This window comes from Bacillus sp. 05T21, from assembly GCF_056396785.1.
Genome location: NZ_JBFTMD010000008.1, coordinates 103,508 through 123,776, shown reverse-complemented (window position 1 = coordinate 123,776; position 20,269 = coordinate 103,508). Strand labels below are relative to the sequence as shown.

The 20,269-nt window shown below is 33.8% G+C and carries 24 protein-coding genes and 1 pseudogene; 18 read left to right on the top strand and 7 right to left on the bottom strand.

The window, feature by feature from the left end; translation table 11 throughout:
• Window positions 1–48: 48 nt before the first annotated feature.
• The 4 genes from AC1DKZ_RS16720 (at window position 49) to AC1DKZ_RS16705 (ending at window position 5,684) form a co-directional block, all read left to right on the top strand.
• The gene (locus AC1DKZ_RS16720) at window positions 49–3,339 is read left to right on the top strand and encodes a DEAD/DEAH box helicase (RefSeq protein ID WP_476996658.1); all 3,291 of its coding nucleotides are present in this window, start codon (window positions 49–51) and stop codon (window positions 3,337–3,339) included.
• 16 nt (window positions 3,340–3,355) lie between these two features.
• Window positions 3,356–4,099, top strand: a complete 744-nt coding sequence (locus AC1DKZ_RS16715) for a transposase (protein ID WP_476996657.1) — start codon at window positions 3,356–3,358, stop codon at window positions 4,097–4,099.
• A 320-nt stretch (window positions 4,100–4,419) separates the two neighbouring features.
• Complete coding sequence (locus AC1DKZ_RS16710) at window positions 4,420–5,049, top strand: hypothetical protein (RefSeq protein WP_476996656.1); 630 nt, start codon at window positions 4,420–4,422, stop codon at window positions 5,047–5,049.
• On the top strand, window positions 5,049–5,684 hold the full coding sequence (locus tag AC1DKZ_RS16705) for a hypothetical protein (protein WP_476996655.1): 636 nt from the start codon (window positions 5,049–5,051) through the stop codon (window positions 5,682–5,684). Before AC1DKZ_RS16710 ends, AC1DKZ_RS16705 begins: the two co-directional genes overlap by 1 nt.
• Window positions 5,685–5,725: 41 nt before the next feature.
• On the opposite strand, the gene AC1DKZ_RS16700 is transcribed toward AC1DKZ_RS16705, so the two are convergent.
• Together AC1DKZ_RS16700 and AC1DKZ_RS16695 are read right to left on the bottom strand one after the other, a co-directional pair.
• On the bottom strand, window positions 5,726–6,352 hold the full coding sequence (locus AC1DKZ_RS16700) for a hypothetical protein (RefSeq protein WP_476996654.1): 627 nt from the start codon (window positions 6,350–6,352) through the stop codon (window positions 5,726–5,728).
• The gene (locus AC1DKZ_RS16695) at window positions 6,333–6,920 is read right to left on the bottom strand and encodes a hypothetical protein (RefSeq protein ID WP_476996653.1); all 588 of its coding nucleotides are present in this window, start codon (window positions 6,918–6,920) and stop codon (window positions 6,333–6,335) included. The genes AC1DKZ_RS16700 and AC1DKZ_RS16695 overlap by 20 nt, the downstream gene beginning before the upstream one ends.
• Window positions 6,921–7,045: 125 nt before the next feature.
• Between AC1DKZ_RS16695 and AC1DKZ_RS16690 the strand changes: the two genes are divergently transcribed.
• Both AC1DKZ_RS16690 and AC1DKZ_RS16685 read left to right on the top strand, forming a co-directional pair.
• Complete coding sequence (locus AC1DKZ_RS16690; protein ID WP_476996652.1) at window positions 7,046–7,429, top strand: hypothetical protein; 384 nt, start codon at window positions 7,046–7,048, stop codon at window positions 7,427–7,429.
• A 16-nt stretch (window positions 7,430–7,445) separates the two neighbouring features.
• Complete coding sequence (locus AC1DKZ_RS16685; protein WP_476996651.1) at window positions 7,446–8,084, top strand: nuclease-related domain-containing protein; 639 nt, start codon at window positions 7,446–7,448, stop codon at window positions 8,082–8,084.
• Window positions 8,085–8,426: 342 nt separating this feature from the next.
• Here AC1DKZ_RS16685 and AC1DKZ_RS16680 read toward each other — a convergent pair whose 3' ends face one another.
• Window positions 8,427–8,792 (bottom strand): cupin domain-containing protein, encoded by a 366-nt coding sequence (locus AC1DKZ_RS16680; RefSeq protein WP_476996713.1) that lies wholly within the window; start codon window positions 8,790–8,792, stop codon window positions 8,427–8,429.
• 398 nt (window positions 8,793–9,190) lie between these two features.
• Here AC1DKZ_RS16680 and AC1DKZ_RS16675 point away from each other — a divergent pair, with 398 nt between their 5' ends.
• The 10 genes and pseudogenes from AC1DKZ_RS16675 to AC1DKZ_RS16630 all read left to right on the top strand — a co-directional run bounded on the left by AC1DKZ_RS16675 (window position 9,191) and on the right by AC1DKZ_RS16630 (window position 16,044).
• A complete protein-coding gene (locus AC1DKZ_RS16675) occupies window positions 9,191–11,854 on the top strand; it encodes a type IA DNA topoisomerase (protein WP_476996650.1) in 2,664 nt (887 codons plus the stop codon).
• 175 nt (window positions 11,855–12,029) lie between these two features.
• Window positions 12,030–12,239, top strand: a complete 210-nt coding sequence (locus AC1DKZ_RS16670; RefSeq protein WP_016095075.1) for a hypothetical protein — start codon at window positions 12,030–12,032, stop codon at window positions 12,237–12,239.
• A gap of 34 nt (window positions 12,240–12,273) precedes the next feature.
• Window positions 12,274–12,915 (top strand): annotated as a pseudogene (locus AC1DKZ_RS16665) (thermonuclease family protein).
• A gap of 65 nt (window positions 12,916–12,980) precedes the next feature.
• On the top strand, window positions 12,981–13,181 hold the full coding sequence (locus AC1DKZ_RS16660) for a hypothetical protein (protein ID WP_016095072.1): 201 nt from the start codon (window positions 12,981–12,983) through the stop codon (window positions 13,179–13,181).
• Between the two features lie 75 nt (window positions 13,182–13,256).
• Entirely contained in the window at window positions 13,257–13,550 is a 294-nt protein-coding gene (locus tag AC1DKZ_RS16655; protein WP_447620306.1) for a hypothetical protein, read from the top strand.
• A 33-nt stretch (window positions 13,551–13,583) separates the two neighbouring features.
• Window positions 13,584–13,994 (top strand): disulfide bond formation protein B, encoded by a 411-nt coding sequence (locus AC1DKZ_RS16650; protein WP_476996649.1) that lies wholly within the window; start codon window positions 13,584–13,586, stop codon window positions 13,992–13,994.
• Window positions 13,995–14,087: 93 nt separating this feature from the next.
• Entirely contained in the window at window positions 14,088–14,381 is a 294-nt protein-coding gene (locus tag AC1DKZ_RS16645; protein WP_427225483.1) for an ArsR/SmtB family transcription factor, read from the top strand.
• A gap of 165 nt (window positions 14,382–14,546) precedes the next feature.
• A complete protein-coding gene (locus tag AC1DKZ_RS16640) occupies window positions 14,547–14,891 on the top strand; it encodes a hypothetical protein (RefSeq protein ID WP_427225485.1) in 345 nt (114 codons plus the stop codon).
• A gap of 273 nt (window positions 14,892–15,164) precedes the next feature.
• On the top strand, window positions 15,165–15,644 hold the full coding sequence (locus tag AC1DKZ_RS16635; RefSeq protein ID WP_427225487.1) for a macro domain-containing protein: 480 nt from the start codon (window positions 15,165–15,167) through the stop codon (window positions 15,642–15,644).
• A gap of 52 nt (window positions 15,645–15,696) precedes the next feature.
• Window positions 15,697–16,044, top strand: coding sequence for an XRE family transcriptional regulator (locus tag AC1DKZ_RS16630; protein WP_476996648.1), 348 nt, complete (start codon window positions 15,697–15,699; stop codon window positions 16,042–16,044).
• Between the two features lie 69 nt (window positions 16,045–16,113).
• On the opposite strand, the gene AC1DKZ_RS16625 is transcribed toward AC1DKZ_RS16630, so the two are convergent.
• Window positions 16,114–16,311 (bottom strand): helix-turn-helix domain-containing protein, encoded by a 198-nt coding sequence (locus AC1DKZ_RS16625; protein ID WP_427225491.1) that lies wholly within the window; start codon window positions 16,309–16,311, stop codon window positions 16,114–16,116.
• A gap of 41 nt (window positions 16,312–16,352) precedes the next feature.
• Window positions 16,353–16,757, bottom strand: coding sequence for a hypothetical protein (locus tag AC1DKZ_RS16620; protein ID WP_427225492.1), 405 nt, complete (start codon window positions 16,755–16,757; stop codon window positions 16,353–16,355).
• A 422-nt stretch (window positions 16,758–17,179) separates the two neighbouring features.
• Here AC1DKZ_RS16620 and AC1DKZ_RS16615 point away from each other — a divergent pair, with 422 nt between their 5' ends.
• A complete protein-coding gene (locus tag AC1DKZ_RS16615; RefSeq protein ID WP_427225500.1) occupies window positions 17,180–17,650 on the top strand; it encodes a hypothetical protein in 471 nt (156 codons plus the stop codon).
• A gap of 37 nt (window positions 17,651–17,687) precedes the next feature.
• On the opposite strand, the gene AC1DKZ_RS16610 is transcribed toward AC1DKZ_RS16615, so the two are convergent.
• Entirely contained in the window at window positions 17,688–18,536 is an 849-nt protein-coding gene (locus AC1DKZ_RS16610) for a LolA-like protein (protein WP_427225502.1), read from the bottom strand.
• Between the two features lie 17 nt (window positions 18,537–18,553).
• A complete protein-coding gene (locus tag AC1DKZ_RS16605; protein WP_427225504.1) occupies window positions 18,554–19,045 on the bottom strand; it encodes a hypothetical protein in 492 nt (163 codons plus the stop codon).
• A gap of 352 nt (window positions 19,046–19,397) precedes the next feature.
• Between AC1DKZ_RS16605 and AC1DKZ_RS16600 the strand changes: the two genes are divergently transcribed.
• A complete protein-coding gene (locus AC1DKZ_RS16600) occupies window positions 19,398–20,171 on the top strand; it encodes a hypothetical protein (RefSeq protein ID WP_476996647.1) in 774 nt (257 codons plus the stop codon).
• Window positions 20,172–20,269 lie beyond the last annotated feature (98 nt).

Sequence of the window (20,269 nt, the reverse complement as noted above, 5' to 3'; positions counted from 1 at the left end):
TGAAACGTATCGAATAAGGTGCGTTTTTTATTTTTAGGAGGGAAACTTATGATAAACGAAATGATTCAACAACATACATTTGACCAGGAACAAACACCAGCGATGTTGCAATTAGAGACGGCTACTGCTTCACATACTGCTTTTTGCTTTGCTATGGCAGTAAATCGTCATCACCAAATACAATTTGCAGTATTAGGAGGGAATGATAGTACATTAAAGTCATTCCGAGCAGCCATATCAATGGGTACACGTCGCTTGTATTTTGGAGAGGGACAAAAAGAAGAATTATATTATGCGTTAGGTAAAAAAATGAATGTAATTTCGACAGGACAATTTGAGTTTATTAATACACAAACAACAAATAGAAAAAAGGCAATTATTGCGTTTTCTAAGGAAATAGAAGAAAAGTATATTGTTGCAATTGACGAAGCACCAGAAATGCAAGTAAGAGACTTCTTAATGGCTCCTCCGTACGGCTTGCCGATTTTAGAAGAGTGGGCGAAGCCAATTTATGAGGAGATGCTAACAAGAAATCTGTTACAACCATTAGAGGTATATTTCGATAAGAATGAGTTTTCTTCTCTAACGATTGCACAAGTCGTATTAAAAGAAGAGGATTGTAAAGAGTTTTTATCAGAGATGATCCGGTCTGGAAAATGTCAATTTCCTCAAGAAGGTACAGGTGAAAAAATCAATGAAATCAATGATTTAAATGAATATCTATTGGAGTATTCACCTGTCATGCTCGATAAGGTAACAAAATTAGATGAGCCTTTACATCAACCGATGAAAGATCAGGCACTATCTCATTTTGATACATACCAAAGACCATTATTCCCTGTACAGGCACATGTAGCAACAGGTGCAGCAAAAGCATTACAAGTACAAAAGGGAATCATCTTGCAGGGTGAAATGAGCACGGGCAAAAGTGCAATGATGACAGCTGCAGTAGATGGCTATTTTCATTTAAAAGGACAAAAAGGGTATCGTACATGTGTATTTGTTCCACCGACACTTACTGAGAAGTGGGCAAAAGAAGAAATACGACACTTATTACCAGACGCAGAGATACATCTTATTAAACGCACAGAGGATCTGATTCGAATTCATCAATCTTGGATTCAGGCTGGAAGACCAAAACCACAAAAACCAACCTTCTTTGTCATTAGTTTTACAACAATGCGAGGAGATTCTATTAAACAGATGCCATTCCCTTATAAGCAGACTTCTCTTTCTAAAAAATCGGAAGAAGAGGTGCAAAGATATTATAAGAAGGGCTACTACTGCTCGGATTGTGGTGCTAAGTTACGTAAAAAGACGTCTTCTATCATGGTGCAACAAGCCAATGGTGAACAAAAGGAAATCTGTCAATATAAAGAATTTACAGCAAGCGACTTAGATTCTAAAACAAATAAAAATAGTGTATGTACTGATTGTAAATCGTATATTTGGAGTCCAAAAGTAAAAACAAAATATGCAAGTTTTAAAGATTGGACAAAATATGAGGATAAATTAGTACAGGCAATTAAAGAAGGAAATAAACCGTTACAAAAACAACTAGAGTTAGAGAATCGTGTAAAACCTTATGATGCGAAACACTCAGGGCGAGCATATCGAAAGGTAGCTACTGTTGAGTATATTCGTAGAAAAATGAAGCATTTCTTTGATGCTCTTATCGCTGATGAGATACATGAGCTGAAAAGTGAAACTGCACAAGGAACTGCCCTGGGAAGTTTAGTTAAAGTTTGTAAGAAATTTGTAGGTGGAACAGGAACTCTTTTCGGAGGAAAAGCGAGTGATGTGTTCTATACGTTATGGCGCTTATATCCTTCTAAGATGGTGAAGAGTGGGTTTGAATATAGTTCTTTAATGGATTGGAATGAGACTTACGGAAACATCGAGAGAACATATTACCATGATGGTGAAGTTGTATCCAATGTAGCTTCGCGTGGTGCACAAGGAATGCTAGATAAAACTAAAGTAGTACCTGGTATTTCACCGTATGTGTTTACCCAATTTTTAATGGATACAACAATAAATGTACGTTTAAAAGATGTATGGCCAAATCCAGTTGAGCTAATCAATGTACCTACGATTCTTGTTGATATGTCTGAAGAGCAAAAACAAGCCTATGAGCATATGAAAGAGTCATTTGAAAAAGCAATTGAGGCAGCGAAAGGTACACCAGATGTCGGCAAATTGTGGCTTTCTTATATTCGTACAGGAAATGCATACCCAGATAACATGAATCGTTATCCTAACTATTACTTAGATGGGAATGAAAAAAATGTTGTTTGGTCTAATGCAGAATATAGATTCGATGAGGATTGTATGCAGCCGAAGGAGAAGAAATTGCAAGAAATATTGCATACTGAAATCTCTGAAGGGCGTCCAACTATCATTTATGTATCTGATACAGGATCTACAGTGAAAGAGCGAGACATTCAGCCTCGTTTACAGAAGGTTGCAGAGCAAGTACCTGGTGCGAAAGTAGCTATTCTCCGTACCAATACAGTTACTCCGCCAAAACGTAGTGAATGGCTAAAAGAGCAAGTGAAAAACGGTGTGAATGTAATCATTTGTTCGCAAGAACTTGTGAAAGTTGGCCTCGATTTATTGGCAACACCGACCCTGATTTTTTATCAATTATCATTCAGCTTATTCACATTAAATCAGGCAGCAAGAAGACATTGGCGTATTGGTCAAACCAATCAATGTAGAACATTCTACCTTGGATATCGAGAGACTTTCCAAGCGCAAATGGCACAGTTGATAGCTCAGAAGAATAAAGCTTCTGAAGCAATGAATGGTGATGCGACAAGTGATGGTTTAAATGCAATGCTCGGTGATACAGGGGATTTACAGACTTTATTAATTCAAAACATTAAGAGTGGGAACCAATTAAAAGGCTCAACAGAAGAATGGACTAAAGCGGCATCAGAAGAATCGAAACGAGTTCTTGCAAATATCGGTAATGTGATTACACCTGTGTTTGAATCGATTGAAATGCAATTTACGAACTGGGTGGAACAATTACCAGGAACAATGGATGTTGCATTTATGAAAGATGCCCAATTTGTACAAAAGGCTGTTGAATTTATTCAACAAGGGAAAGTACCTGGTGTTCAAGTGAAGAAACGGGAACTTGAAATAGATGGGGAAGTAGAAGGTATCATTCGTACATTAACAACACTGAATACAGATAAGCGTATGCTGGTTCAAAAACAAGATATTGCATTCTGGGATGAAGTGATTGTTGAAGTGGATACTGCTAAAAAGAAAGGGAAACGAAAAAGCAAAGTAATCGAAGGACAGTTTGAGTTCGATTTATTTGCATAACCGAGAGGAGAAAATCATGTTTATAACGATTTTTATCGCTTTATTTTGTTATATGTTTTTTGTAGTTCGCAAAGTCAGAAAAAACATGCTAATAGAAGAAGCGAAGAAAAAAGAAAAGGAACAGGCACCGGTGGAACGTCCCGTTTATTGGTGCCCGCGAGAAAACAGACCAATTGGTAGGGAACAAGAGCGTGTTACTGTTCCAACAAAAGAAATTACCTTAGAAAAGGATGTAGCAAATATATACGATTTAGTTGCTACATCTGTTCAAAAGAATCTGTGTGAAGAAGCGAGTAACAAATTAGAACAGGAAATTGAAGCTGTAGAAGAAGTGGAGTATGTTGAAGATTTTCACCATACTCCTGCTTCTGAAGCAGTATATGATATCCCCTTCCTGAGTGATGAGGACATACCGTTTCCAAGCGATATGGATACACCAGAGGAATTCTTGGGATATGAAGATACATTTCCAGAACTAGAACAGCTGCCGGTTTCAGCAGAAACAGAACTTATCCTTCCTGTTCAACAAGAAGTATCAGAAGTGCAGGATGTGAATGTGGTAAAGTGGACCGCAAAAGTGATAGAACGAGAACAAGGACTGACACGTGTGATGAATATGTCTAATAGGAAGCGCTATTGGATACATACAGAGGGAGAGATATTACCAGAAAATAAACTAATGTATATAGAATTAGAGGTCGATTCACCTTATTCCTATACATTAGTTGGGTGGAGTGATAGACAACTAGGGAGTATATAAATCTATTTCCTAGTTGGTATTTTCTTAGTTATATAGCATTAAACACACTAGGTTCTCACTCATTTTTACAAGGACAAAATATTTTTTTGTTTTTGTAAAAATGAGTGGGACGGAATGATTCACCATATAAGGATATTCGACTATAATGAAACATTGTACGTCATTGTAATATTAAAATGTTTTGAGATTCAGGTGATTAACAGCCTTAGAACAGGAGAATTGAGAACTCTTCGTAATATTACAATGCTTTAAATAAATAGCATCAAATCATGAGTATTGTATGAAAAAAATTTTATCAAAGTAAATAGGAGTGATAATATATGGCAATCGATCATTTAAGCAACAACGTAGTAGAAAAATTAGAACAAACGGTGCGCTATGAAAAGAAACAAATCCAGGTATTACGTGTAAGTAAAAGTAGTTCTAATACACACGCTTACATGATTTTTCCGGAATTCTCAGAGGTTAAAATTTCAAATACCGAACTGGATGAATATATAGAAAACCTATCAACAAGCGTGAAGTATGTCATTGATCGCAAGTTGAGTCAACAAGAAATTGAAAAACAAAATCATTCTTTCATTATGACGTGTGCAGTTGAGGAAGATGGTGTGATAGATGATGAAACTCTTCATTTTAATACGACTTATGTCAAACCACCAACGATTGCAAATAAAGTATTTAAGTTAGTGTGTGGATTAGGCAATCGTTTAGATAGCTTAAAAGAGTTACATATTACAGTATTAAATAATAATATTAATCGAATTGAAATTGAATTTTATAATGAAAATGAAACATACATGGCAGTAGAGAAGGAAGAAATCGCGAATGCAATTATGGGAGCATATACAAAAGCAAATATCTATTACTCAGCAGATCTCTATTATGTTGCAGAAGGAAATCAAATCAAATTAAAGAGCGTTAAACCAAAATTAGCGGGTGATGTGTGATGAAACAAGAAAAAGGGATGATAGGAGTCTTATGTACGCTTGTTTTGATGGTTTTACTTCTTATCCCCTTACAAGCAGCTCATGCATCTGTAAAAGTGGACTTTAATGAATTAAAAGGGAATGATGTTTCGTCATCCTTTAAAGAGGGATTAAACAATCGAACCAAAACACCAGAGAAGGATGATTCATTCGGTTCATCATTACTACAAAAAATTGAGGGTATGTATGCACCGGCCTTTAAAGTAGGGGTAAATATCTTTTCTATCTCTTTCGTATTAGGCGTTATTGTCATGGTTATGGCATTAATTACGAAGAATGGTCAATGGATGAAGTGGGCGACAGGGAGTATGATCTTTTCATTCGTTAGTATGATGGCGATGAGACTAAGTGTGTACTTCTTATTCAGTTCCGATGTAGTTTCGTTTATGAACATCTTTACGGATTTTTTAGACCTGTTTAAATCAACAGCACTTATTTTTACACCATTTATGTTAATTGCAGGTATTCGTTTACGAAAAATTCATGAGAGTACGAAACAACCTGAGTATTATCGTTGGTCCAATCGTGTCATAACAGGATCTTGTTTACTCTGTATGTTAGCAGTACTCGCTCCATGGTTATTTGCGAATATGTAAAGAAATACATATACATAGAAGAAAAGGTACTGAATCAACATTCAGTACCTTTTATCTACCATATGGTTTCTTCTTTCATATTCTTCAAATACTTCCTGCGAAATGGGTGATAATATGCCGCTCAAATACACAGCGGTATATAAAAAGTATTGGCCATCATTTGTTTCAACTGTATGGGTACCGTGCTCCTCATTATTTGGAATAATTCGTTCGATTTTGAGTTGTTTTTTATCGCAAATAATCGCTTTTACACTATATAAATTATGTATCGGTAATCGTTCAATATACAAACAACAGCGTTCTAATAAAAATAGAATAATAGTCATTTGTAGAATGAAAACAATTTTTAATAGAGCTGGTATTGATGCAAACAATACTAGGAATATGGAGATTAAGAAAATATTTAATTTTGAAAACCATTTTTCGTACTGCTTCATAGAAATGATACTATTCTTGTTTTGTAATACCTGGAACCTCGTTATAAGGAAAAGGAGAACAAAGATTCCTTCATAGCTAAACCAGGTTTTCCATTCAGATTCAGAAAGGTCTAGCAATATATATATGATACCAGTAGATAGCATCAACGGTACTAGCTGTACCAAACTAAATAATATGGTATGTTCCAACATTCTTTTGTTATAAATACGGTTAATTATTAATGAATCCAAGTTTTTTAACTCCTTCTGCAATTTTCATGATGACACCACCAATAAGTAGATGGTATTCGCCTATTCCTTTTTCGTTTACATACCAGCACATATAGTGCCTAATACCTTCTTTTGCTCCATGATCATGTAAAGGGAAAGGAGATGCGTATTTTTCAGATGACATATTATTATCACCGAAAGGAACCTGTTCTGCCAGAGCAAAACGTATCTTTGCATCATTTACAATCCAACAACCATAATCTGCTGTTCCATACCATATTGCTTCTTTATGAATCGGATCAATAGAAGGTTGTGCTGGATAATTTTCAGCTAGTATTTGTGCTTTTTCTTCACGAAGTCGTTGATGAATATGTGAATTCAATGGATCTTCCGTTCCGATTTCATAGGTTTCCTCAAAATTCCCACACTCATAAGGGATAAGGGGATTATTTGAATCAGCTGCTAATTTTAGACTGCAAGAATCCGATTTTGAAAGATAGTATACACAGTCTTTGCAGGTGAACAGGTTTGAAAAAGCTGAATCTGTTTCTGGTTCTGTTACGGTATTATCTACTACAAGTTTTAACATATCTATCACAATCCTTTTTAGGCTATTTCTGAATTTAATATAGACGTATCATATCATGCTTATTATTAAATGTAAATATTTTCCAGTTAAAAACACCCTAATATATTTTGAAAGGACTGTTTGTTTTGAAAAGAAATCGAGAATATATTGCTTTGCGAAATTCCATTTTGGTAGGTTGGTTGCTCACAATTATTGTTATGGGTCTATCTATCTATTTTTCTTCTATTGTGTATTTACTAATTGGATGTTTCATTCTGTCGCTTAAATATGGATTAGTGGGTACCGTAAAGAATGTGGAAAAGCGTTTACCTACCTGGGCTAATTTTGGTGTTATTGAAAAACCAGTAAATCGAAGAGTGACAAGACCGTTTCAATTTCGGGGTGGGCTCCTTGTTTCATTAGCGTTAGGATTTGTAGAGATGGTGATAAAAGGCTTATGTATCTCATATTTTATTTTAGGATTAGAAACGTATATATATCGTTTGATACGTAAAAACGCAAGAGTGTGAAAAGGAGGTTTTTATTATGAAAGTATTGATATTCGAATTAATTCTCATTGCGATTCTGATTCCATTGAATATTGTTGTAAAAAAACATGTACCTAAATGGAAAGGGAAAGCTGGAGAAAAACTGATGAAACGTATATTAAGTAAATTAAATCCTGAAAGCTATTATGTGTTACATGATGTGACGGTTCATACGGAGTATGGTGATACAACGCAAATTGACCATATTGTTATCGCGGAAACAGGTGTATTTGTCATAGAGACGAAGAACTACGAGGGCTGGATCTATGGAGATGAGAAGGCGGCGAGATGGACACAAGGTATTTTTAGAAAGAAACACTCTTTTCAAAATCCATTTCGACAAAACTATAAACATACGAAAGCAATTGAATGGATTATGGAGCAACAGCTGCCGTGTATCTCTATTGCTGCGTTTCATCCAAAATGCAGTCTAAAAAGAGTACATGTTCACTCTAAAGATAAACATGTCTTATATTATAACAATCTAAAAAAATGTATTGAATCCTATAATGATGTGAAACTAACAAAAGATGAGGTCAAGCATATCTATCAAACTATATTGCGAGCAAATATTACCGATAAGGATATAAAGAAGAAACATGTGAAGTATTTACAGAATAAGTTCGCTAAACAATAAGAAATGGAGACAGGCCAATGTTATATGTAATAGGGTTTTTAGTAATCTCCATAGTAGCTATTCGTCTTAACAAGAAGTATTACAAGTTAAAAGGGAATCCAAAAGATTTTGTGATGAAAAAGAATGATTAGAGATATATTTGTTTAGTGACAATAAAGTTGTTTAATTTACAGTATTAAGACCTAAATCAAAAAAAGTCATAAAAAATAAGGAGTGATACATATTAGTCATTGACTAATATGTATCACTCCTTTACTTCTTGCTCCACAATCGAGCCCGATTGCGGAAAATATGTAACTTCCTTTTATATGTTGATCCAAAGAAAGTAATTGAAATATTGATTTAAATCCATATATTATTATCAGCAGTTAGTTTGGAATTAGTTTCACCAGTGTTGACTACACCTTTAGGCTCTACCAGCATTATATGGCATTCCTTTTCAGCATAAGGCTTATGCTCCACACCTTTTGGTATCACATACATTTCTCCTTTGGAAAGTTTAACCTGTCCATCACGGAATGTGATGGACATCTCACCGTCTATCACGATGAATACCTCATCGGTGTCTTTATGATCATGCCATACAAAATCTCCTAGAATCTTAACTAACTTAAACTGATAGTCATTCATTTCACCAATTACTTTGGGCGACCAGTGTTCACTGAATTTGGACAGTTTCTCGCTTAGATTAATAGCATTATAATTGATATAAATCCCCCCAGAACTATTCTTACCCTTATTTTACAACTTTGATAGATTAATTACTATTTTGATTAAGATCTCAAAATTTTCTACTGATCTTCAACAAAATGGCCCGATTGTTTAATAATAAATTCCTTCTAAGCTAGAACTTTTTATAAACCTCTGCATAAGCAACTTTCAATTACTCACGTAATTTTTTATTTTCTTCTTCTAACTTCTCATTCTTACGCTTAAGCGATTCAATAAGAGCTTTCTTTACAAACATCATAGTCTGTATATCTGTTGCTTTATACAATGTGTTATAATAAAATCAATCCAATATTAAAAAAGAAAATTGCAAAAGGACACACCTACGCAGAACCATGGCGTAGGTGTGTCCTTTTTTGTTTAAGGAGGAAAAAGTTATGGGAAAAACATTATTTATTGCGGAAAAACCGAAAGTGGCCAATGAAATTATGAAATCGCCAAGATTCCGTCACTCACAAAAGTACATTGGGAGCAAACCTTATTATGGTTATTATGAAAATGATCATTATATTGTCAGTTGGTGCCGTGGGCATCTGTTGGAACTCAAAAATCCAGAAGAGATGGATCCAGAGTATAAAGTGTTTAAGTTAGAGCATTTACCTTTAATTTATCAGCCGGCTTATAAGGTGAAACAAGAAAATGCTGAACAATTACAAATCCTTGTTAAATTGCTGCAACGACATGATGTTGACCATGCGGTTAACATATGTGACGCGGACCGCGAAGGAGAGTTAATCTATAGGGAAGTGTACGAATATGCAGGAGTGAATAAAAAGCAATCTCGTGTATATAAATCCTCTTATGAAGCGGCAGAACTAGAGGCAGCTCTCAATCGATTAGAAAGCGCATCAAAATACGATGGGCTGGCGTATTCTGCTAAAGCAAGGCAGTACCTGGACTATCTATTAGGTATGAACATAACGAGGGGATGTACAACGAAATTAGCACAGAATAAGTTCCTGCTATCTTCTGGTCGTGTACAGATGTGTTTGTTACATGAGATACGACAACGTGAGATAGCGATTGAAAACTATAGAGAGCAATTTTATTATCATCTGCAGCTAATTACAGATTTAGGACTTACTCCGGTTATGAAAACAGAAGACCAGGTGTTAAACCCATCGCCATTAAGAAGTTTGGGAGAAAACTTGAAAGGTCAATATCTCGTGGTGGAAGAATTTAAAGAAGGAAATCGAAAGAAGAACCCTAAATTATTATATAACTTAACGGATTTATATAAAGATGCTCACGCCCAGCTGCAGATTAATGCAGAAACTGCAAAAAAACACATTCAGAACTTGTATGAGGAAGGATTTATTACCTATCCACGTTCTTCTTCTAGGCATTTACCTACAGAACAAGTAGAGCGTGTGAAAGGTGTTATGCACTCATTAGCAACGAGTCACTATTCGTCATTGGTACAATTAGTAGATATTGAGGCAATTAATACAAAACATAAAACATTCAATGATGAGCTTGTATCAAGCCATTTCGCTATCATTCCGACGACAAAACAATATAAGGGAGGAGAGCGTCCTGATATTGAAAAACAGCTCTATGATCTTGTAGTAAAACGCTTTGTGGGTAATTTCATGCGTTCTGCAGTGTATCTAGTAAGAGACGTATCGCTTATTGACTCAATGGGTAATATCTATCAAACAAAAGAAAGTGTACTCAGGGAAAAAGGGTTTCTAGAAGTATTTCAAGAGGAAAAAGAAGAAGAAAGTGTGGAAGTATTTAAAATTCCTATTCTGCAGAAAGGACATGAACTTCAAATCTGCGATTTTGAGTTACTTGAATCCAAAACAAAGAAACCCGCGCTACACACAGAAAGCTCAATTCTGACTTTCATGGAAACAGCTGGACGCAAAATTGATGACGAACATTTAAAAGAACTGATGAAAGGAAAGCGAATTGGAACCGTTGCAACCGAAGCAACCTTTATCCCAGCTTTACATGGGAAGAACTATATAGCCATTGAAAAAGGGAAAATCACGACAACTCCAATTGGTCGTGCTTTTATTGAGCAATTTCCTGTCCAACAAGTCAAAGACCCATTATACACAGCTGAAATGGAAGGGATGATATATCGTATTGAAAAGAATGAATTGAGTTATGAAGACTTCATTGTACAAACAAATGCGTTTGTACGAAAAATAACGCAAGAGATTATAAAAATTCCTGATACCGTTTCGTACAATTTAATAGAGACCTGGAAGCAACAAATAGAGGTTTGCCAATGTCCTTGTAGAAATGGAATTATTTTAGATAGGGGGAAATTTTTCGGTTGCAGCAATCACCCGAACTGTAATATTGGCATGCCAAAAAAAATAAAAGAAAAAGCAATCCCTGCAGCACAAATCAAAAAACTGTTTGAAGATAATAAAACAGATGTTATCAAAGGGTTTAAATCAAATGGGAAAGAGTTTTCTGCTTATCTATCATTCATAAACGGTGAAATTCGTTTTAGTTTACCTACAGCTGAAGAATTATCACTAGGTCAGTGCCCAAAGTGCCAAAAGGGACAAATTCTAAACCGTAAAACATTTTTCGGGTGCTCAGACCATCAAAACGGATGTAATTTTATGTTTCCAGCTAAAATTAAAGGTAAGAAATTATCGGATAGTCAGATTAAGAAGCTATTAAATAGTAATGTAACAGACTTCATTAATGGTTTTAGTGGGGAAAAAGGAGAATTCACAGCTGCCATTCGATTAAAGCCAGACTTTAGTATTTGTTTTGAATTTCCAACTGCAGAGGATCGTACGGTAGGTAAATGTCCATTATGCCAGGGGAGAGTTATTATAGGGAAAACAAACTATCTATGCGAACAATACAAAAAGGGTTGTGATTTCATCGTTTCAGGTATGATACTTGAAAAAAGAATTACAGCAAGCCAGATTAAGAAATTATTAGAAAAGAATATGACAGATACAATCCAAGGCTTTATATCGAAAAAAACGGGGAAATCGTTTGGTGCAAAATTAACATATGACTCTGCACAGAAGAGAATAACCTTTGTATATGAGAAGAAGAAATAATATTATAAAATCCTAAATTTCATATATAAAATTAATAAGAATTATGATATGATGAAAGTAACAAAATACTTCTAAATCTACCTGCAAAAGGACACACCTACGCATACATATGCCATAGGTGTGTCCTTTTTTCGTTGTCTATAAATCGCTAAAAAAGAGAGAGGGGGAAGATATATTGCGTACGAGTGAAATACCATCTACAGATGTATCTTTTGAGAATGTGGAGAGTCATAAGCGTAATAAGGGGAATGAAATATCAGTATGTCCCAAATGTAAAAAGCAATCATTCAGGGCTACGTTTAACGAACATCCAAAGTGGGTTCGTTTTTGCTTGTGTTGTGATTATAAAGAAGTTAATCCAGCATATAGTCCATTTGTATATTAAGTAGAGTGATACTAATAGGAAAGGATACTACGGTATGAAACCATGGATTAAGATTGCTTGTATAACTTCATTAGTCTTTCAAATTACAGCATGTAGCAGTTCAACACAAACAAATGATTCGAGACCTGCACAAACGGCCTAAAAAGCAATCCAGCAGAATGTAGAAGGAAAGAGTAATGTTGATATTCCAGAAGCATACAGGGACAAATTAAAAGGCTTAGAAACGGGTAAAGGAAAAGTAATACATGTAAAAGACGGAGATACAGTAGATGTGAAAGTAAACGGGAAGAAGCAGACGGTAAGGTTACTATTATTAGACACCCCTGAATCTGTTTCTCGAAAGATTCCGCCACAAAAGATGGGTAAAGAAGCATCTTCTTTTCTAAAGAAACAAATAGAAGGAAAAGATGTAACCCTGGTATATGATCATGGACAAAAAGAAGACAAGTATGGCAGAAAATTAGCGTATATATTTTGCGAGGGAATACATGTAAATGAATTAATGGTCAAATTAGGATACGGGATTGTAGCTTATATTACTAAACCGAACACTACGCTGCTTCCACAAATGTTAGATGCAGAAAAGAAAGCAAAATCATCTAAAAGCGGAGTGTGGAGTATCAAAGGTTTTGTGGATGAAAAGAAACATCATTATAACCGAAATGATGCCGCTTAACGCATATCACTCAAGCCTAGTAAGAATACTAATGCTTTGAGATTAAAATAAGGAGGTTTTTAAGTGTGAAAGAGAATAAAAGAAACATGATCTTATCGTTTGTTATTTCGATTGTCTTTATATTTTCGAGCATGATGCCTTTCAGTAGTAACGAATACATCTATGTTATTTCAAAAATTGGAGCTGCAGCTGGTGTAATAAACATTGTGATGATGAGTGTTTTTTTGTATGTTCAAAGCAAAAAAATGAGATATTCATTGAATTAAACTGTAAGAGAGAAAGTTTTCCTTACTCACATTAAAAAGAGAGTGGTAAGGAAAACCGTGAAGGAGATGGAATAGATGAGTCAGGTAGCGGGATTCTTGAAATTCGTTTTAGCGAAAGAAAAACGATACGTATATTTGGCTATATCAGAAAAAAGAAACAAACGTGTAAACACGCACATTTTATATAAATTTGGTCCAATGGAAAAAGCATTGGAAAGCATGTACGAAATGCGGGATGATTTCGAGAATAGTTTCCCGATAGAGTTAAAAGAAAAAGGATATGACTGGAGAGATATCAACGATTGGATACTTTCCATCGAGACAGGATTTTCAAAACATGGAAATAAGCTAATCACATACGGACGCTAAGTAGAGCAAATCATTAAATGAGGTGAATGAAGAATGGCGTTAATTCGAAAGTATCATATTGCAATTGCTTGGATGATAGCTACAAGTGCAATGTTGATTAGTTTGGTTTTTAGTGAATGGATGAAGCTACCTCCATGTGATTTGTGCTGGTATCAAAGAATGGCCATGTATCCATTAGTATTGATATTGGGGATAGGGATGTATAGAAAAGATCCACACGTAAGTACTTATGCATTCCCATTTGCAATTAGTGGTTTATTACTAGCAGTCTATCAAATTACAATTCAAACCTTTCCCGCAAATGAGATGAAGATATGTTCTGTAGGAGTTTCTTGTACAGAAGATTACTTGAATTTATTCGGTTTCATCTCGATACCTATGCTATCATTTGCTGGATTTTTAGCTATTATAGTATTTTTATATATAAAACCGGATAGTAAATAGTAGTCAAACAGAAAGATACGCATGAACTCTATAAATTTAAATACAAACAAGTTTATTCAAAATAAAATAAAAAATATTAAGGAGATAACAAAAATGACAACAATGCAACTAAATAAAGAAATGAACAGAATTCCAGAGGCGGATGTAGAATTACTAAAGATCATGGCTCATCCAGTTAGGCTGCAAATTGTAAAAGAGTTAGAACATCGTAAGGTTTGCAATGTAACTCAGTTAACGGAGCTATTAGATATACCTCAATCTACTGTATCTCAGCATTTATCTAAAATGCGTGGGAAGATTCTTCGTTCAGAAAGAAAAGGGTTGGAGATGTACTACTATATTGTGAATTCCAAAGCATGTCAGATTGTTAGTGTATTAGGTATGTAATTATAGAAGGAGATAGATGAAGGGAGGTTCAGAGCCTATTTTAAAGTAAGTAAAATAAAGGATGAAAAAATGAATATTGAAATGTATGTTCCAAAAGGTATTGAGAAATTAGTAAGGGATCAAAAAAAATCTTAAATAATAAAGTAACTAGAATGGACGGTGTTTATGGATACGAAAATAAAAAAGAAAGATAATCAAACATTTATTTCACGCTTCTTTCAAATTGGAATTAGTGGGATAATGGTTGCCTTATGCATGTATATTGGTATATCTGCTTTTGTTTTTGTTTATGCATTTATCGGTATACACACTGAAGCAATAAAGCTTATGGATTTATTGCTTCCATTTGTTGATCTTTGGTCAGAAATTACATCAACTGAGCGTATTGGTTTAGGAATAAATAATGCGCTTAATGTGGGAACAAAGCACTTATTTATAAATAATACAATTGCAGTAATAATCTTGTTAATTTTGAAGCAGTTAGTGAAAAAAGAAGAAAATCATGGTTAATATATGGTTGATATCTCTCATTGTGATTGTAGGTGTTTTCATATTAACCAGGATTCTATCTTTAGACTTTGATACATCTGCTAGTATCATCACAGGAGCAATTTTAAGTATTGTTTTTATAATAATTGGCCTTATGTTGATGGGGGATCCGACTGTGATGGATTTTAATCAAAGTTCTATATGATTTTAGTTGTTTATAACAATATATTAAATGTTAGGCGCAGTCTCAACTGATTTTATGGACTGCTACTAATGTAAAAGGATGGTTATAAGTTGAGGATCTTCATAGAAAATGGTGATATTACAAACTATTGCGATAAGGTAGATGTAATAGTTAACGCTTGGAATAGAAACTTCATACCTGGATTTTTATTAATTGCATCAGGTGTTTCGAGGACAATATTTAAAAAGACTGGTAAGAACGTGTATAAGGAAGTAAGGGGAAAAGGTTTCTTGAAAATTGGGGAGGCGGTTATTACTTCTTCTGGATTTTTAGATTGTAAAGCTATCGTACACGTTGCTGGGATTAATGCATTTTGGAAAGCTACAGAGTATTCAATTAGAGAGTCAACTAAAAACGCTTTACAATTATTGATTAAAGAGAATTATAAATCAATAGCAATTCCGCTTATAGGAAGTGGCTCTGGTGGATATAAGAAAGAGAAATGTATAGCACTTATTAAAGAAGAATGCGAGAAATACCAAGAATATAATGTTGATGTATTTATTGTTAATTATGAGAGTGATAAATAGTAATTTACTTAAAAGCATTTGGATTAGAAAAAGTAAGGCTGGTGAGTAATTAATGTTAGATAAAAAAGCGATTGGAAAACGAATTGAACAAATTAAAAACTCTCATATTCCGCCTTTAAGCCTTGTTGAATTAGGAGAAAAACTTAAAAATAAAAAAGGATTACCAATTCCTAAAGGGACAGTAAATTCGTGGATTAGATGTTTATGTGTACCATCAAGAGAAATTGTTGAGCAGCTTGCACTTTTGGGAGATGTTACACCAGAGTGGATTTATACAGGGAAGGAAATACCTAAATTAAAATGCACAGACTGTAAAAGTGATTTGATAATTGAATCGAATAACACTTTATTTTGTATTCAATGCAGTTCGAATTTTAAATTGAGTAAACATGTAGGATAAATGACTTATATATTAGAGGTAATAAAAAGAATGCAGATTATATGACTGCATTCTTTTTATTATCAGGTACTATCGAGTAAAATAATCAGGTGATATATTATAAGTGTTATTCATACTATCCCAGAAGGAGTCTCCAGGACGTTTTATACCTTGTTCATACATAAATATCAGAGTAGGATTATAGCTTAGTTTGTTTGCAAACTGGGAAATTGTTAATGATTTATTTTGTCTAAATTCTCTTAGTTTCCAACTTTGAATTGATTTCAAAATTTTTTACGCTCCTTCTATTACACTATTTTAGTATCTCACTAAAAGGTTTTGTTTTTTACGAAAGTATACTCTAACGTCTTACGCCATCTTAATTTACAAGCCTGGAAAAACACTTCGAAAATTTCATCGTTATATAAGGGTAAATCGGATAAATCTACTTTATAGCCATTAAATAGCGATTGACCAGCCTTGACGATTGGCAGTGTGGATCCTGTTAGCGCCTCTGGATTTACCCCTTGTTTCTTATCCTCATGGTAAATCAATGCACTTAATGGAGAATGTTCTGTTTCGAAAATATTCCAATCAAAGCATTTATAAATTCCGGGGTATGCAGTTATATATAATACAGTTTCATAATCTGGTTCTTGGCCACTTTTCTCGATTCCTCTCATAGCTAATAGTTTTTGATAATTACGTTCATGCTCCTCGTTAGAAAAATACATTTAACCAGCTCCTTTTAAGTGGAAATTAATAAGTTTAATCAATATATCAATAGTTTTTTCATAAATTCTTATTTTAATAGTTACTATTCGACAAATTTTATTTCTCACCTTTTTAAGAAATTATGAATTATTCTAAGAGACCTCGATAGAAATTGTGAATTAAAGCATAAATTGGTCTGCAAACTAATCGTATATTTTCAGTTTTATATGAATTAACTTCCACACAATAATGTCAACTGGACATGATATGGGGGTAATAATATAAAATATGTTACCTTTATACGTAAAATATAAGTTATGCCATCGTATTTTCGATAATGTTTTAAATATTTCTCAATATATTTAGCGGATTTTTAAAAAGGGTATTTTGAGAATGAAAAGAATTATTATTTGGAAGGATGTGTTTAGAGAGGAGGGAGCATGTGAAGAAATTAGCCTTTTTAGCATTTGTAATTATAATGTTTTTAAATTTAAGTGGGTGTACTCTTAATTCTAGTGATAAAGGTGTTTCATCTAAACATGTAGCGTTTGAGGGAATGGAAGTAGAGAAATTAATAATCAAGGATTTGAATAATAGTTCTGAAAAAACAATAGATAAACCAAATGAAATGAAATTGTTAATGGATAGTATGAGAGGGTCAGATAAAGATTCTTTAAATTTAACGCCGGATATTACTCAAAAGGCAGATATAAGTTTGAGGTTGTTTTTTGAAGACGGTAAAGATAAGGAATTTTTAGTATGGCTAGATAAAAATGATGGGAAAATTATATTAGGAGAGAACCAACAACCAAATAATAAAGATACATCTGAACCTTATCCGACGGTTAAAGGTTATAGTATAAAATCGGCTGATGCGAAAAAATTTCAGGATTTGTTGAATTTTAAAGAATAAAAAAAGATTGCCTTGGTTATACCAAGGCAATCTTTTTTTATTCTTTAATTTCTGTAAAGTTTGCGGGAGAAGTAAGTTGGATTTTATTATAGTCAACAGGTTTATTTAGTTCTAGATTTTGAGCGGCAATAGAGTAAACTACTTTGCCTTGTTTATCGTATTCTTCCATTTTTAACATAATACCAGTGTCTTTATGAGTCCATATTTTAAATGTTTCAGCTTTGTGCTTTTCTTTATAATTATTTTCTAATTCACCTGATAAAACAATTGCATCAAATCCATTTAATTGTTCTTCAGAATCGATATTCCATTTTGAGTAGTCTTCTAAAAATCCAAGTGCGATATTTTGATTAAATAAAATTTCAGTTGCAGCTCCCATGTTAGCAGGGTCTTTTCGCAATTTTACACCTTGTACCTTACCGTCGGAACCTTTATAATACCTTTGTTTAGCAGGGCTTGCTTGTGAGCTTTTATTACTAGTATTATTATCTTTAAGAACAGGAATTTTCTTGAATTTTTTTGTTTTGCTATCTGCTTGTAAAACTTCATTACCGTCATATATCATAGTGATTTCTGAGGCGTCTTTTTTCTTTATTTTTGTATAACTTACTGGCGTGGATCCTTTTACGTTCACGTCAAAATCAACAGTATAATCAGCTTTACTATGCTCAGCGTAGTAGTGATATGAACCTTTTGCCGATGTAAAATAATCTATACTATTTACCATTTTATCCTGGATTTCTGCTTTGTGGTTTTCTGATATTGTTCCTGTATCAGCGTGTACATTGGTTTTATTGTCTGGCAATGAAGAATATGTAAAACCCATACCCCCTGCTAATATACCGAATGATGATAATATAATTAGCGCTTTTCTTTTCGAATTCATATTAAATCCTCCTCATATTAATCTATTAATTGGATTGAATCTGCTCCAGTGTTAAACCAAGATTCCGGAGCACTGCCATTTACTGTAAATGTATATGGTTGTCCAGACGTCATCCAGACTGTTCCAATCTCGTTATAACCACTTCTAGCTGTATCTTGATTGAATAAAGCGAAATTTAAACCATCCTTTCCGTAAATAGCCACTGTATTGGTGAAATTAGGGTTATTCAGATATACTCGGACCGAAAACCAACCACTAGCGACATACTGTGTAAAAGACCAATTATATTTGACAGAAATATCAGCACTGTCCCAATGAATTCTTGAATCTCCGTAGTTACCATTACTTAGTTTGCTCCAGGAACCTGAATAATAATTACTGTAACCATTAGTGTTTGTGTCATTGTCAATTTCCACTGTTCCAGCTGCATAGGCACTATCGGACGGTATTAAGGGTAAGAGTGCAATACTTGCTATTAAAGCGCCTAAAATTTTCTTTTTAAATCTCATGTGATTCCTCTCCTTTTATCGATAATTTTTGACTTGCAAGTATATAATTTGACGAAATAAGAGAAAAACCTCTTTATTTTTTGTAATATTTTGAAAATATAAATATTTTTATATGGTTCCATTTTTAATGGTTTTTATCAGAAAAAAAGTTAATCATAAATTGTCCCTCAAAAATAATGCATAAACTGTCCAAACTGACAATTTATGCTTAAACTTAAATATATACATGCTGAAAGTCAATTAATTATTGTCTATTTTATATATGTTACTCATAATTGTAACTTATAATAGTTTTATAAAAATTTTCTCTGCTTATGTTTACTAAGTATTTCGAGCGGAAAGGAGCAAGCAAATGGAAAGTGAATTTTTAGTAAAAATACCAGGGAAGGGGCTTCTATTAAAAGAGATAGCTTTTTCATATTTAGTACGGATTGAAGATGATTTCAACATGACAATTGATGAAATGGCTAATTATCTTAGATGTAGTTATGATTATGTGCAGAAAAATATAGCGCCATACATCCATCATATATATATTAATTCGGTAGCAAACAAAGCGCTGACTGAACATGATACAAAAGGTGTACATACTCATTTATTTACAAAACGTAAATTATTTTCTCGAAGGGGTTTTCAGGAATTTTTACTAAAAGAATCGGTATTATTGGTTGATCGGAATAGGTATTATATAGATGAACTAAGCATGGCAGCCAGAGAGAAGTTAGATGAAATAGCTAAAAATCAAGAAAAAGAAATGACTACTTTGGAAGCATTTCGGAAGATAGCAACGAAACAAGTGAATCGAATGTATTCTAAAATCGAGTTAAAGGATAAGCGTGTTGAAAATGTTGTGGTCAATGAAATGCCAGTTGAATTATATAGCTTGAAAGATTTTTTGGAAGGAATAGAGGATTTACATCTAAAGTTTAAATATAAAGTATTAGTATATAGATATCTAGAAGGGAAGGGCGTCCCTAAAATAAAGGTTCAGTCACTTGTGCGGTATAGAAAAGAGGATGTTAAACAAGCTGTAGATATGTCGTTCCCTCTTATAGTAGATAGAGAAAAATTATTATTAGCGATAGAGAATGAAATTGAGTTGTTAACATGCAATCAACAGAAATAGTAAGGAAACTAGATAATTTGGGGCGTATTGTAATACCTATGGAATTTAGAAGGAATATGGGCATTGGTGAAAAATTGCTCATGAGCCATGTATAAAAG

Excerpts from the sequence above, each read along its gene's own strand:
- AC1DKZ_RS16720 (WP_476996658.1), top strand. The coding sequence starts at position 49 with ATGATAAACGAAATGATTCAACAACATACATTTGACCAGGAACAAACA.
- AC1DKZ_RS16715 (WP_476996657.1), top strand. The coding sequence starts at position 3,356 with ATGTTTATAACGATTTTTATCGCTTTATTTTGTTATATGTTTTTTGTA.
- AC1DKZ_RS16710 (WP_476996656.1), top strand. The coding sequence starts at position 4,420 with ATGGCAATCGATCATTTAAGCAACAACGTAGTAGAAAAATTAGAACAA.
- AC1DKZ_RS16705 (WP_476996655.1), top strand. The coding sequence starts at position 5,049 with ATGAAACAAGAAAAAGGGATGATAGGAGTCTTATGTACGCTTGTTTTG.
- AC1DKZ_RS16695 (WP_476996653.1), bottom strand. The coding sequence starts at position 6,920 with ATGTTAAAACTTGTAGTAGATAATACCGTAACAGAACCAGAAACAGAT.
- AC1DKZ_RS16685 (WP_476996651.1), top strand. The coding sequence starts at position 7,446 with ATGAAAGTATTGATATTCGAATTAATTCTCATTGCGATTCTGATTCCA.
- AC1DKZ_RS16675 (WP_476996650.1), top strand. The coding sequence starts at position 9,191 with ATGGGAAAAACATTATTTATTGCGGAAAAACCGAAAGTGGCCAATGAA.
- AC1DKZ_RS16655 (WP_447620306.1), top strand. The coding sequence starts at position 13,257 with ATGAGTCAGGTAGCGGGATTCTTGAAATTCGTTTTAGCGAAAGAAAAA.
- AC1DKZ_RS16650 (WP_476996649.1), top strand. The coding sequence starts at position 13,584 with ATGGCGTTAATTCGAAAGTATCATATTGCAATTGCTTGGATGATAGCT.
- AC1DKZ_RS16645 (WP_427225483.1), top strand. The coding sequence starts at position 14,088 with ATGACAACAATGCAACTAAATAAAGAAATGAACAGAATTCCAGAGGCG.
- AC1DKZ_RS16640 (WP_427225485.1), top strand. The coding sequence starts at position 14,547 with ATGGATACGAAAATAAAAAAGAAAGATAATCAAACATTTATTTCACGC.
- AC1DKZ_RS16630 (WP_476996648.1), top strand. The coding sequence starts at position 15,697 with ATGTTAGATAAAAAAGCGATTGGAAAACGAATTGAACAAATTAAAAAC.
- AC1DKZ_RS16620 (WP_427225492.1), bottom strand. The coding sequence starts at position 16,757 with ATGTATTTTTCTAACGAGGAGCATGAACGTAATTATCAAAAACTATTA.
- AC1DKZ_RS16610 (WP_427225502.1), bottom strand. The coding sequence starts at position 18,536 with ATGAATTCGAAAAGAAAAGCGCTAATTATATTATCATCATTCGGTATA.
- AC1DKZ_RS16605 (WP_427225504.1), bottom strand. The coding sequence starts at position 19,045 with ATGAGATTTAAAAAGAAAATTTTAGGCGCTTTAATAGCAAGTATTGCA.
- AC1DKZ_RS16600 (WP_476996647.1), top strand. The coding sequence starts at position 19,398 with ATGGAAAGTGAATTTTTAGTAAAAATACCAGGGAAGGGGCTTCTATTA.